The organism is Algibacter sp. AS12 (genome assembly GCF_046736315.1).
GTDB classification, from domain to species: domain Bacteria; phylum Bacteroidota; class Bacteroidia; order Flavobacteriales; family Flavobacteriaceae; genus Algibacter_B; species Algibacter_B amylolyticus.
Map to the genome: position 1 here is coordinate 3,650,464 of NZ_CP151841.1, position 13,028 is coordinate 3,663,491.

Here is a 13,028-nt window from a genome sequence, read left to right on the forward strand (position 1 = left end):
AATAAACAAAGTAAAATGAAAAACAAATTTTTAAAATTAGGATTAGCATTAATAGCTGTTATGACTTTCAGCTTAAGTAATGCACAACAAACAACAGGTGATGTTGGCGCTATTGAAAAAGTAGGAAAGTCTACTGAGCTTAATGGTACCATTCGTGTAATTGATAATAAAGGAACTAAAAAGTATTTACAAGTTAAAAATGGTTTAACACTTTTAACTGATGCTACTCCAGATGGTGGTATTGTATCTACATGGCAACTAGGTGGCACACTTACTGATGCTACAAACATTGCTACTGGTGCAAATGAGTTTAAAATTACACTAGACACAGGAGGTACTTTTGTTCTTGATGGTGTTTTACAAGAAACTGGAGTTGCCGCAACAGCAGGAACACTAGATACTTCTGGGTATACAATTCTAGTAAGAGATGAAGCTACAGGTGAAACAAAAAAATTATTAGCTACAGATTTAGTGCAAGCTGGTCAATTAACGGCTACTGCAACTGCAGATGGTACAGCACCCACTTTAGCCGATGTTTCTATTCCTGCTATATATCAAAAAGTATGGGTGTACAGAAACGGAGCTAAACTTTTAGCAAATGTAGATTATACGGTTGCTGCCGGAGCGGTTACTTTAGTGCCTAGTGCTACCGCACCAAACGACTGGGCAATTTATGCTGATGATGTTTTTGAAGTTCAATGGATTAACTAAAATAAACCATGACAATTTCCCTAATGAATAAAAATTTTTTAATACTAACTTTGGCGTTGATTGTTTCAATAGCAATTAACGCCCAAGAAGTTAGGGTTATTGATAACAAAGGAACTCTTGAAACCATTAGAAACAATCGAGTTACCACGGCTGCAATTGCACCTGTAAACGCACTGGAAGGTGATGTTTGGTTTGATACTAGTGGTACTACCAGTGTTACTAAAACATTTGACGGTACAAATTGGGTTTCAAATTCAGTAAATGTATACCATGGCTTTTTTATTGTAACTGGAAGTGGCATTACTACAGTGTCTGCTATACCGTTTCAACCCAGTCAAGTTAGTTTTGTAGCACATGCCAATGTTGAATCTTTAAATCTTAATGCAGATAATGGCGTTGGTAATAATGCTAGAGGAATTAGTAATTCCTTTGGTACCATGAATGGGTTTGCAAGACTTAACACTGATACTACTCTAACGCAACAAGTTATTTATGTGGGTGCTAGTGGAAATTCTGTTAATGATATCTCAAGATTTTCTAGCAGTACAAATTGTTTAGGTTTGCGTTACGGCGATCAAAACGGAAGTAATTTAGGTGTAATTACCGGTGCTTTTACAGGTTTTACAACCGATGGTTTTACAATTAATGTAACGTATACAAATGGAGAAATAACTGCAACTAGCACAAATCCTATTCTAAATGTTCAGCCAGCAGATGTTCAAGCTGAAGATGTTGTAGTACTATTTACAGCCTACAGATAAAAAATAATGAAGTTTATAATTTATATATGTTTAATGTTTGTAGGTAATTGCTATGCACAAGTAGCATTTCAAAACTATGGCAATGTCCAAATGCATGAAAATGCCGAAGTTGGATTCCATATAGATCTTGTAAACGATGGTACTTTTAATGAAAACCTTGGAATAGCAGGTTTTTATAGTGAAGATTATTCACTATCTATATCTGGTACGGAAATTCCTCGATTCCATGACATGGAAGTAGATGTTGTTAATCATTTGTTTTTAGATATTAACACAGAAATAGTAAATAGCGTAAGTTATATTGTTGGCGATGTTATAACGCCTAGAGAATACCCAAACGTGTCATTAGATTATCTTACAGATTCTTTTTATGTTTTGGAAGATGATGAAAGAAATACAGATGGTTATGCATCTTATCAAGGCGATTTAACCTTTAGTTTTCCTATTGGAGATCGCGATAAACTCCGACCTTTAATTACCACAAATACAGTTCCTAACACAAAAGTAAAAGCAGCTTATTTTGATGAGGATCCTAATTCGCCTTCTACATTTACAACTAGTTTTAACACAAATAGTTTAGAATCTATACTTGGTGTAGTAAGCAATTTAGAGTTTTGGGACTTTAATGGCCCTGATAATTCTGTTGTTACCTTAACTTGGGATTCTGAAAGTGAAATTGATAATCTTGCAGAAGATTTAAGGGCTTTAAGAATAGTAGGTTGGCATATTCAAGATGAAGAGTGGAAAGACTTAGGAAATTCTAGTTTTTCTGGAACAACATCAGAAGGAACAATAAATTCTATTATTTTCAATCCTTCCGAATATGAGATACTCACTTTTGGCGCATTAATTACCGAAGATGATATCGATATTGCAAACCTAGTCTCTCCAAATGGAGACGGCATTAACGAAGTCTTCTACATTGAAGGAATCGAAGCCTTTGAAAATGAGCTAATCATATTTAACAGATGGGGCTCTGTAGTTTATCAAGTTGATAATTACAAAAACAATTGGAGCGGTCTTGCTAATGTTAATAACGTTATAAAACGTAACAAAAAAGTTCCAACGGGTACTTATTATTATGTACTTAAGCTTAAAAACTCCAACAAAAGCTCTGCAGGTTGGTTGTATATTACCTACTAATTACACTTGTATTATCCCTAAATTAAATGGTTTCTCAATAGGAGCGTGGTTTGCAGCTTCAATACCCATACTAATCCATGTTCTGGTGTCTAATGGATCTATAATAGCATCGGTCCAAAGTCTTGCCGCCGCATAATACGGAGACACTTGGTTGTCGTAGCGTTCTTTTATTTTATTATAAAGTTCGTCTTCCTTTTCTTTGGTGAACTTTTCACCTTGTTTTTCAAGAGATGCTTTTTCAATTTGTAATAACACTTTAGCAGCCGAATTACCACTCATTACAGCAAGTTCTGCACTTGGCCACGCAAAAATTAATCTTGGATCATAAGCTTTTCCGCACATTGCGTAATTACCAGCACCATAACTATTACCTATAATAACAGTAAATTTTGGAACCACAGAGTTGCTAACAGCATTTACCATTTTAGCACCATCTTTTATAATACCAGAGTGCTCACTTTTACTACCAACCATAAATCCTGTAACATCTTGTAAAAATACTAATGGAATTTTCTTTTGATTGCAATTAGCAATAAAACGAGTCGCCTTGTCGGCAGAATCATTATAAATGACACCGCCAAATTGCATTTCTTTAGGTTTAGTTTTAGAGCCTGTAGTTTTTACTAGTTTACGTTGGTTAGCCACAATACCAACAGCCCAACCATCAATTCTAGCATAGCATGTTATTATGGTTTGTCCGTAACCAGCTTTATATTCATCGTATTCTGAGTTATCAACCAAACGTTTAATAATGTCGTACATATCATACTGGTCGGCACGACTTTTAGGTAAAATTCCATAAATATCTTGAGGGTTTTCTTTTGGGTTTTTAGAATCATTTCGGTTAAAGCCAGCTTTGTCGTAATCGCCAATTTTATCAATAATATTCTTAATGGTATCTAAAGCATCAGCATCATCTTTGGCTTTATAATCGGTAACTCCAGACACTTCACAATGTGTTGTTGCGCCTCCTAAAGTTTCATTATCGATAGTTTCTCCAATAGCGGCTTTTACTAAGTAACTTCCCGCTAAAAATATACTTCCCGTTTTATCAACAATTAGTGCTTCATCACTCATAATAGGAAGGTAAGCACCACCAGCAACGCAACTACCCATTACGGCAGCTATTTGAGTAATACCCATACTACTCATTATGGCGTTATTTCTAAATATACGTCCAAAGTGTTCTTTATCTGGAAATATTTCATCTTGTAGCGGAAGGTAAACACCTGCTGAATCCACTAAGTAAATGATAGGTAATTTGTTTTCAATAGCCAGTTCTTGTGCTCGTAAATTCTTCTTTCCAGTAATAGGAAACCAAGCACCTGCTTTAACCGTGGCATCATTAGCAACTACAATACATTGTTTTCCTTTTACATAACCAATCTTTACTACAACACCACCAGACGGACAACCTCCATGTTCTTTATACATGTCTTCGCCTGCAAAAGCGCCTATTTCAATAGATTTAGCCTTAGGATCCAACAAGTAATCAACACGCTCTCTAGCCGTCATTTTACCCTTGCTTTTATGCTTTTCAATACGCGATGCACCACCGCCAAGACTTACTTTCGCTAGTCTTCTTTTAAGTTCAGATACTAATAGTTTATTATGATCTTCGTTTTTATTGAAGTTGATATCCATACATTATTTTATTTGATACGAATTTACAAAACCTATTTTGGTATTTAAAGTGAATATTTTGTTAAATAATATTACATGGAAATATATTCCTAGGAAAATAAATATTTTAAACCTATCTTTGTACTATAATTAACAAATTGAATAATGAATAAAAATAAAATTATCTATTACATAGGAACAGTAGTGCTATCTATTGTAGTGCTATTTTCTGTAAGCATGTACTTTTTTAAACATGACATGATTAAGGGCGCTTTTACAAGTTTGGGGTATCCAACATACTTAATTTATCCTTACGCTATTTTAAAATTATTAGGATTGGTAGCGGTTTGGACACCAAGTTTTAAAATACTTAAAGAATGGGCCTATGCAGGGTTCTTTTACGCTTTTGTTTTAGCTTTTTTTGCCCATGTTATGGTAGAAGATGGCGCACAAGGAACCGCAGTGCTAGCAATTATTGCACTAGTCGTTTCTTATATATTTAATAGACTAAAAAATAAACAAGTAATAAAAACAGATAATTAATGAAAAATATACTAGTATTTGCCGGGAGTAACAGTAAAAACTCAATAAACAAGCAACTGGCCGAATTTACAGCAGGTTTGGTTGATAATGTAAAAACAACAGTTTTAGATTTAAACGATTTCGATTTACCATTATACGGTATAGATTTAGAAATTGATAAAGGCATTCCAGAAAACGCTCATAAGTTTTTAGAAGCTATTAAATCTTCCGATGGCATAATATTGTCTTTAGCCGAGCATAACGGCGCTTATTCAACCGTGTTTAAAAACCTGTTCGATTGGATGTCTAGAATAGATGGTAAATTATGGAGTGAGAAACCTATGCTTTTAATGGCTACATCTCCAGGTGCTAGAGGAGGTGCCACAGTTTTGGAAATCGCTAAAGGCCGTTTTCCTTTTATGGGCGGTCGTATTGTATCAGATTTCAGTTTTCCTTCTTTTAACGATAATTTTTCAGAAGGATCTATTACAAATCAAGATTTACACACAGCACTAAAAAATAAAGTAGTATTGTTTCAAAACGCATTATAAAATAGGATATGGGAGATTTATCAAAAGAAATTAATTCGAAGTTTGCCAATAACAAGGTAAAGGCTTTGCTGAATATTATTTATACAGCAAATTTGATTTCAACCCGTCAAAACGAGTTTTTTAAGCCTTTTGGAATTTCGCCTCAACAGTATAATATTTTAAGAATTTTAAAGGGAGCTAAAGGTCCATTAAAAGTTCAAACTATAAAAGAAAGAATGTTGGAGCGCTCTCCAAATGCCACACGGTTAATGGATAAGTTATGCGTAAAGGGGTATATAGAGCGTTGCGCTTCTAAGGAGGATAGGCGCGTGGTTAAAATTACAATTACTAAGGCTGGATTAGATTTTTTAGAAACAATTCCTATGCATTCTCATAGTGAATTATTAAAAAATTTAAGCGAAGAAGAAGCAGAACAACTAAGTGATTTATTAGATAAAATGAGATAATTAAAAACAGTTTACAATGAAAACAGTAATTCATAAAGCAGAAAGTAGAGGATTTGCAAATCATGGTTGGTTACAAGCTAATCATTCATTTAGTTTTGCCAGTTATTTTGATAAGGAAAAAGTGCAATTTGGTGCTTTGCGTGTGCTTAATGATGATGTTATTGCGCCAAAAATGGGGTTTGGTACACATCCGCATAACAATATGGAAATTATTACTATTCCTTTAACTGGCGTGCTTAAACATAGAGATTCTATGCATAATGAATGGCAAGCTGTTTTACCAGGCGAAGTTCAAATTATGTCGGCAGGAACTGGCGTTGAACACTCTGAAATTAACGGGTCTAATACCGAGCATTTACGTTTGTTTCAAATATGGGTTATTCCGGATAAAGAGCAAGTTACACCGCGATACGACCAAAAAAACTTTGATGATGAAGGAAGAAAAAATAAGCTTCAGACTCTAGTGAGTTCTATAGATGAAACTCAAGAGGGAAGTTTAAAAATTCATCAAGATGCTTTAATTTCTAGAATAGACCTAGATAATGGTGAAACGTTCGAGTATCAACTAAAAAGTAAAAATCATGGTGTTTATATTATGACCATTTTTGGGAAGCATTTAATTATTGAAAATGAGCTTAATACTAGAGATGCTATGGGTATATCTGGTACTTCTAGTTTCAAAATTGAAACAAAAGAAGACTCAGGGCTTTTATTTATTGAAGTTCCATTAACCTAATTAGAAGAATTAATTAATAGTAAAAAAAAAGCATCCTTATTTAGGGATGCTTTTCTTGTTTTATGAATAACTCATACTAGTTTGTTTTTGATTATATTTCCTTAATAGTATAATTACAATAGATATTAGTATTCCGGTTCCTGCCATTGCAGCTCCTACCCAATCTGCCGATGTATATCCATATCCCATGGCAATTGGTAAACCTGCTAAATAGGCACCAGATGCATTTCCTATATTAAACGCACTTTGATTAAGTGAAGACCCTAAGGTTTCAGAACCTTTTGAGGCGTTAATAATTGCCATTTGTATAGGTGTTGATATGCAAAAAGTAACGACCCCAATAATAAAAGTCATTACTAAAACCATAACCTTATCGGAAGCTAAATAGGTATTTAAGGATAAGCTAATTGCCATAGCAACCAATATTATAATTATTGCATAAATTGGCAAGAATTTTTCCGCTAATTTCGCTCCTAAAAAATTACCTATTACCATACCTAATCCTGCAAGAATCATGGCATATGAGACTACTTCTTTAGAGTGACCTGCTACGTCTGTAATTAGAGGCGCTATATAGCTATACCACGCAAAAAAGCCACCAGTACCAATTGTTGTTAATAAGATAATTAACCAAAGCTCTAAACGTTTAAAAACTCTAAACTCTTTAAAAAAGCTCGATTCAGACGATTGTTTTAATACAGGCATCCATAGTTTTACACCCAAAACAGCAAATACACCAACTAAACCAACCATAAAAAAAGAAACGTTCCAACTGAAATGTTTTCCTAAATATGTTCCAAGAGGTACGCCTAAAAGGTTTGCAAAGGTTAAACCAGAAAACATAATAGCTATACCTTGTGCTGCTTTACCTTCTTTAGAGAGTTTTCCGGCCACAACAGCACCAATTCCAAAAAATGCGCCGTGTGGTAAACCAGACAAAAACCTTAACACCATAAATGAGTTGTAACCGGTAGCAAATGCCGACAAAGTATTAAAAACGGTAAACCATAACATAAGCGCAAATAATACTTTGTTGGCTGGAAATTTACTTCCTAAACCAGTTAATAAAGGTGCTCCAACAACAACTCCAATGGCATAAGCAGATATAAAATGACCTGCCTCAGGTATAGTAATGTTAAAAGCCGTGGCTACATCGGGTAAAATACCCATAATGACAAATTCGGTTAATCCTATTCCAAACCCTCCAATGGCTAATGATAATAATGCTTTATTCATAAATTTTAAATAATTTATTCTCTTTAAAAGAATAAATAAAAGTAGATAGTATAATATTAAATTATCAGTTTGAAAATGATAATTAATTGTTAATTAAAAAGTCTTAAAAAAAAGGCTCCCAAAATTGATACATTTTTATAAAGAACGAGAAGTACTTGGTGTTTCAATAATAAAAATAATTAAACATAATTATTTATAAACTTTAAATTTACTTTCAAATATGCGATATTTGCTTTTCAACTAACCAATTATAAATACGAAAAGATTATGGCGATGAATAAAAACACAGTTTTAGCTTGGGCGACATGGATAATGATTTCAATGGGGCTTTTGCTAATGGGATTAGGCGCATTTAGATACGACGACGTTGCAGGATGGGGCTTTGGTGCTGTAGGTTTAGGCTTTTTTGCTGTGGCATGGGTGTTTAATGCATTAAAAGGTCGTGTATAGCGATGTTATTAAATTAATTAATTATTACAAATTACAATGAGTGACGATAAGAAAGTAATTTTTTCAATGTCTGGTTTAACGAAGACATTCCCTGGTGCTAATACACCGGTTTTAAAAAATATTTATTTAAGCTTTTTTTATGGAGCTAAAATTGGAATTTTAGGTCTTAATGGTTCTGGTAAATCAACCTTGCTTAAAATTATTGCAGGTGTAGATAAAAATTTTCAAGGCGATGTAACCTTTTTACAAGATTACTCGGTTGGCTATTTGGAACAAGAACCGCAATTAGACGACGATAAAACGGTTATGGAAGTGGTTCGTGAAGGTGCAGCAGAAACTGTTGCTATTCTTGATGAATACAATAAAATTAACGACCAGTTTGGTTTGGAAGAAGTATATTCTAACCCAGATAAAATGGATAAGTTAATGGCAAGACAAGCCGAATTGCAAGATCAAATTGATGCTGCAGGTGCTTGGGAGCTAGATACCAAATTAGAAATTGCTATGGATGCGTTGCGTACTCCAGATGGCGATAAAAAAATAGGAGTACTTTCTGGAGGTGAAAAGCGCCGTGTGGCTTTATGTCGTTTACTGTTAAAAGAACCAGATGTATTACTTTTAGATGAGCCTACCAACCACTTAGATGCCGAATCGGTACATTGGTTAGAGCATCATTTAGCACAGTATAAAGGAACTGTTATTGCTGTAACACACGATAGATACTTTTTAGACAATGTTGCTGGATGGATTTTAGAGTTAGATAGAGGTGAAGGTATCCCATGGAAAGGGAATTACTCGTCTTGGTTAGACCAAAAATCTAAACGTATGGCACAAGAAAGTAAAACAGCTTCTAAACGTCAAAAAACGTTAGAACGCGAGTTAGATTGGGTACGTCAAGGAGCTAAAGGACGTCAAACCAAACAAAAAGCACGTTTAAAAAATTATGATAAGTTAATGAGTCAAGATCAAAAACAACTTGATGAAAAACTTGAAATATACATACCAAACGGACCACGTTTAGGAACCAATGTAATTGAGGCCAAAGGGGTTGCCAAAGGGTATGATGATAAATTATTATACGACGATTTAAACTTTAATTTACCACAAGCAGGAATTGTTGGTGTTATTGGACCAAATGGTGCTGGTAAAACTACAATTTTTAGAATGATAATGGGAGAGGAAACACCAGATAAAGGTGAGTTTACCGTTGGTGAAACAGCAAAACTAGCTTATGTGGATCAAAAGCATTCTAATATAGATCCAGAGAAAACCATTTGGCAAAACTTTAGTGATGAGCAAGAGTTGGTTATGATGGGGGGAAAAGAAGTAAATTCTAGAGCCTATTTAAGCAGATTTAACTTCTCTGGCGGCGAGCAAAATAAAAAAGTAAAATTACTTTCTGGTGGAGAACGTAACCGTTTGCATTTAGCTATGACGCTTAAGGAAGAAGGTAACGTATTGCTTTTAGATGAGCCAACAAACGATCTTGATGTTAATACGTTAAGAGCCTTAGAGGAAGGTTTAGAAAACTTTGCAGGTTGTGCAGTTGTTATTAGTCACGACCGTTGGTTTTTAGATAGAATATGTACTCATATTTTAGCTTTTGAAGGCGATAGTCAAGTGTATTTCTTTGAAGGTAGTTTTTCTGATTATGAAGAAAACAAAAAGAAACGTCTTGGTGGCGATTTAATGCCAAAGCGTATTAAATACAGAAAATTAGTAAGATAATTTTATTTAGAAATATAAAAAAGGCTCACGTTTACGTGAGCCTTTTTTTGTTTTATAAAACGAACTGTTTTAATTTATCCAAATAGATTTAGTATTGGTAAATTCTCGAATTCCATAACCTGAAAGTTCTCTACCGTAACCACTTGTTTTTATACCTCCAAATGGCATTCTAGGATCTGAAACCACTAGTTTATTTACAAAACTGTTTCCGGCTTCTAATTGTAAAGCAACTTTTTCGCCTCTAATATTATTTTTGGTAATAACACCAGAACCTAACCCGAATTTCGAATTATTTGCTAGTTCTATCGCATGCTTTTCGTCTTTTGCTTTTATTACAGATGCCACAGGGCCAAATAATTCTTCATCAAAAGCTTCCATGCCTGGTTCTAGATCGGCTAGAATGGTGGCAGGGTAATAAGCACCGATTCTGTCTGGTATGGTTCCTCCAAGTATTAATTTTCCGCCTTGGCTAATTGTTTTTTCTACTTGTTCGTGCAATTCGTCTCTTAAATCTACTCGTGCTAATGGACCGTAATAGGTATCTTCGTCTGTCGGATCGCCCATTTTAGCTGCGGTCATTTTTTCTTTAAATAGTTCTAGAAAATCGTTGTAAATAACGTCTAAAACAATAAATCGTTTGGCTGCAATACAAGTTTGACCATTGTTCTGTAATCGGCCATAAGTAGCTAAATCTGTAGCTTCTTCTAAATCGGCATCATCTAATATAATGTAAGCATCGCTACCACCTAATTCTAATACAGATTTCTTTAAATTTTTACCAGCAATTGCTGCTACCGATTGTCCTGCGGGTGCACTTCCTGTTAAGGTTACTGCAACAATGTGCTTGTTTTCTATAATAGATTCAACATGATCTGAACTTACATTTAAATTGCTAAAAATTGCTTTTGGAAATCCTGCTTCATGTAATGCTTCTTCTAGAGCAAAGGCGCAACCTTGTACATTCGAGGCGTGTTTTAAAACAGCTGTATTTCCTGCCATTAATGCTGGAGCTAAGAACCGTATAACTTGATAAAACGGAAAATTCCATGGCATAATGGCCAAAATAACGCCTATAGGTTGAAATGTAACGTAGCTTTTACTAGCTTCGGTTTTAACGGGTTCATTGGCTAATAATGCTTCGGTATGTTCTGCATAGTAACGACAAATTTTAGCGCATTTTTCTATCTCTTTTCTAGCTTGTTCTATAGGTTTTCCCATTTCTAGGGTGGCCAACTGCGCATATTCTTCATGGCGCTTATCAAATACCTCGGCAAGTTTAGTCATGAGGTTACTACGCTCTGTAAACGATGTTTTTTTCCATGATTTAAATGCTGTACCGGCTCTTTCTAAGTGCTCTTCAACTTCAGATTCTGTTAAACGATTATATGTTTTTATAGAGGTTTCTGTAGCTGGATTTATTGTGGTTATTGTGCTCATTATTTTATGTTTTTTGAAAATTCTTTAATTATTACATTCAGTATTTCATGGTTTAGCGAATAATCTACAGCTAAATCAATAACTTGAACGCCCTTGGCGGTTAATGCTTCTTCTAAATTAGTATTAAATTCTTTAACCGATTTTGGTTGATAGCCTGTGGCTCCAAAGCTTTCGGCATATTTAACAAAATCTGGGTTTTTATAGTCTAATCCGTATTTAGGAAAACCTTCACCTTCTTGTTTCCATTGTATCATGCCGTAAGCATTGTCATTTAAAATAATAACAACCAAATCCAATTGTAATCTTACAGCAGTTTCAAGTTCTTGAGAATTCATCATAAAACCGCCGTCGCCATTAATAGAAATTACTTTTTTATCGGGATGCAATTCTTTTGCCATTATAGCAGAAGGTAATCCTGCGCCCATAGTTGCTAAAGCATTGTCTAAAATTAGACTATTTTGAACATATGCCGGATAATTTCTAGCAAACCAAATTTTATAAATACCATTATCTAGTGTTACAATGCCATCGTCTGGTAACGCATGTCTAACCAATTTTACCAAGCGTTGCGGTAAAATAGGGAAGCGGTCGTCCTGTTCGTATTTCATTAAATGCGCAGATACATTATCTCTAACCTTAAAAAACACTTCGTTATCCCACGATTTAGCATCTGGTTTTAAAGCTTCGGCCAGATTTTTAACGCTACCAGCAATATCACCAATAACATTATAATGCGGAAAGTAAAGTTGATCTATTTCTGCTGCAAAATAGTTAACATGTATAACTTTTTGGTTGCTTGAACTTTCCATTATAAATGGTGGTTTTTCTATAGTATCATGACCAACATTAATAATTAAATCGGCTTTATGTATGGCTTCATGCAGAAAATCATCATCAGAAAGTGCTGCTGTACCTAAGTAAAGCGGATTACGCTCATCAATAATACCTTTTCCCATTTGTGTATTAAAAAACGGAATTTGTAAACTATCAACAAAATGAGTTAATGCTTTACTTGCGCGTTTTCTGTTGGCACCAGCGCCAATAAGTAATAAGGGCATTTTGGCATTTCTTACCATGTTGGCGGCATGATTTATAACGGCTTTTCCAGCATAAGGAATTTTATAATCAACAACATCAAATATTTGAGGGTCTGTAACATCTTCTTGGGCAACATCTTCGGGCAATTCAATATGTACGGCTCCAGGGCGTTCTTCACCAGAAACTCTAAACGCCTCTCTAATTATGGCAGGAATGTGCTCGCCATAAGTAATTTGTTTTGTGTATTTGGTTAAAGGCTGCATCATATCTACAACATCAATAATTTGAAACTTACCTTGTTTACTACTTTTAATAGGTTTTTGTCCGGTAATCATAACCATAGGCATTGCGCCTAATTGCCCGTAAGCAGCTGTGGTTACTAAATTGGTGGCGCCAGGTCCTAAGGTTGATAAACACACCCCAGGTTTTCCTGTTAATCGCCCATAAGTGGCTGCCATAAAACCGGCTCCTTGTTCGTGCCTAGTTAATACAAATTTTATTTTATCAGAGGTTCTAATAGATTCTAATATATCTAGATTTTCTTCACCAGGAAGTCCAAAAATATATTCTACACCTTCGTTTTCTAGTGCTTTAATAAACAAATCTGATGCTTTCATAAATCTTTCCTTTTTTGCGTTCAATCAAA

The 13,028-nt window shown here is 34.6% G+C and carries 13 protein-coding genes; 9 read left to right on the forward strand and 4 right to left on the reverse strand.

Annotation, left to right across the window (positions count from 1 at the left end; translation table 11 throughout):
• The first annotated feature begins 15 nt into the window (after positions 1–15).
• Genes AAFN75_RS14860 through AAFN75_RS14870 form a run of 3 tightly spaced genes read left to right on the forward strand, consistent with a single transcriptional unit; the run spans position 16 to position 2,615 of the window.
• Complete coding sequence (locus tag AAFN75_RS14860) at positions 16–711, forward strand: hypothetical protein (RefSeq protein WP_411807078.1); 696 nt, start codon at positions 16–18, stop codon at positions 709–711.
• A 23-nt stretch (positions 712–734) separates the two neighbouring features.
• Positions 735–1,472, forward strand: a complete 738-nt coding sequence (locus AAFN75_RS14865; protein ID WP_411807079.1) for a hypothetical protein — start codon at positions 735–737, stop codon at positions 1,470–1,472.
• 6 nt (positions 1,473–1,478) lie between these two features.
• Complete coding sequence (locus AAFN75_RS14870) at positions 1,479–2,615, forward strand: gliding motility-associated C-terminal domain-containing protein (protein WP_411807080.1); 1,137 nt, start codon at positions 1,479–1,481, stop codon at positions 2,613–2,615.
• Here the strand turns inward: AAFN75_RS14870 and AAFN75_RS14875 are convergent, their stop codons facing one another.
• Positions 2,616–4,259, reverse strand: a complete 1,644-nt coding sequence (locus AAFN75_RS14875; RefSeq protein WP_411807081.1) for an acyl-CoA carboxylase subunit beta — start codon at positions 4,257–4,259, stop codon at positions 2,616–2,618. It lies immediately after the preceding gene.
• 144 nt (positions 4,260–4,403) lie between these two features.
• Here AAFN75_RS14875 and AAFN75_RS14880 point away from each other — a divergent pair, with 144 nt between their 5' ends.
• From AAFN75_RS14880 to AAFN75_RS14895, 4 genes are read left to right on the forward strand one after another with little or no spacing between them, the layout of a single operon-like run.
• Entirely contained in the window at positions 4,404–4,781 is a 378-nt protein-coding gene (locus tag AAFN75_RS14880) for a DoxX family protein (RefSeq protein ID WP_411807082.1), read from the forward strand.
• Positions 4,781–5,311, forward strand: a complete 531-nt coding sequence (locus tag AAFN75_RS14885; RefSeq protein ID WP_411807084.1) for an NADPH-dependent FMN reductase — start codon at positions 4,781–4,783, stop codon at positions 5,309–5,311. The genes AAFN75_RS14880 and AAFN75_RS14885 overlap by 1 nt, the downstream gene beginning before the upstream one ends.
• An 8-nt stretch (positions 5,312–5,319) precedes the next feature.
• Entirely contained in the window at positions 5,320–5,757 is a 438-nt protein-coding gene (locus tag AAFN75_RS14890) for a MarR family winged helix-turn-helix transcriptional regulator (RefSeq protein WP_411807085.1), read from the forward strand.
• A gap of 16 nt (positions 5,758–5,773) precedes the next feature.
• A complete protein-coding gene (locus AAFN75_RS14895) occupies positions 5,774–6,493 on the forward strand; it encodes a pirin family protein (protein WP_411807086.1) in 720 nt (239 codons plus the stop codon).
• A 60-nt stretch (positions 6,494–6,553) separates the two neighbouring features.
• On the opposite strand, the gene AAFN75_RS14900 is transcribed toward AAFN75_RS14895, so the two are convergent.
• Positions 6,554–7,729, reverse strand: coding sequence for an MFS transporter (locus tag AAFN75_RS14900; RefSeq protein WP_411807087.1), 1,176 nt, complete (start codon positions 7,727–7,729; stop codon positions 6,554–6,556).
• Positions 7,730–8,002: 273 nt separating this feature from the next.
• On the opposite strand from AAFN75_RS14900, the gene AAFN75_RS14905 reads away from it, so the two are divergent.
• Both AAFN75_RS14905 and ettA read left to right on the forward strand, forming a co-directional pair.
• A complete protein-coding gene (locus tag AAFN75_RS14905; RefSeq protein ID WP_241678341.1) occupies positions 8,003–8,179 on the forward strand; it encodes a CAL67264 family membrane protein in 177 nt (58 codons plus the stop codon).
• Between the two features lie 36 nt (positions 8,180–8,215).
• The gene (ettA, locus tag AAFN75_RS14910) at positions 8,216–9,907 is read left to right on the forward strand and encodes an energy-dependent translational throttle protein EttA (protein WP_411807088.1); all 1,692 of its coding nucleotides are present in this window, start codon (positions 8,216–8,218) and stop codon (positions 9,905–9,907) included.
• Positions 9,908–9,976: 69 nt separating this feature from the next.
• Here the strand turns inward: ettA and AAFN75_RS14915 are convergent, their stop codons facing one another.
• Both AAFN75_RS14915 and AAFN75_RS14920 read right to left on the reverse strand, forming a co-directional pair.
• Positions 9,977–11,344, reverse strand: coding sequence for an NAD-dependent succinate-semialdehyde dehydrogenase (locus tag AAFN75_RS14915; protein WP_411807089.1), 1,368 nt, complete (start codon positions 11,342–11,344; stop codon positions 9,977–9,979).
• Positions 11,344–12,999 carry an acetolactate synthase large subunit gene (locus AAFN75_RS14920; RefSeq protein WP_411807090.1) on the reverse strand — a complete coding sequence of 552 codons (1,656 nt, stop codon included), beginning with the start codon at positions 12,997–12,999 and terminating at the stop codon, positions 11,344–11,346. Before AAFN75_RS14920 ends, AAFN75_RS14915 begins: the two co-directional genes overlap by 1 nt.
• Positions 13,000–13,028 lie beyond the last annotated feature (29 nt).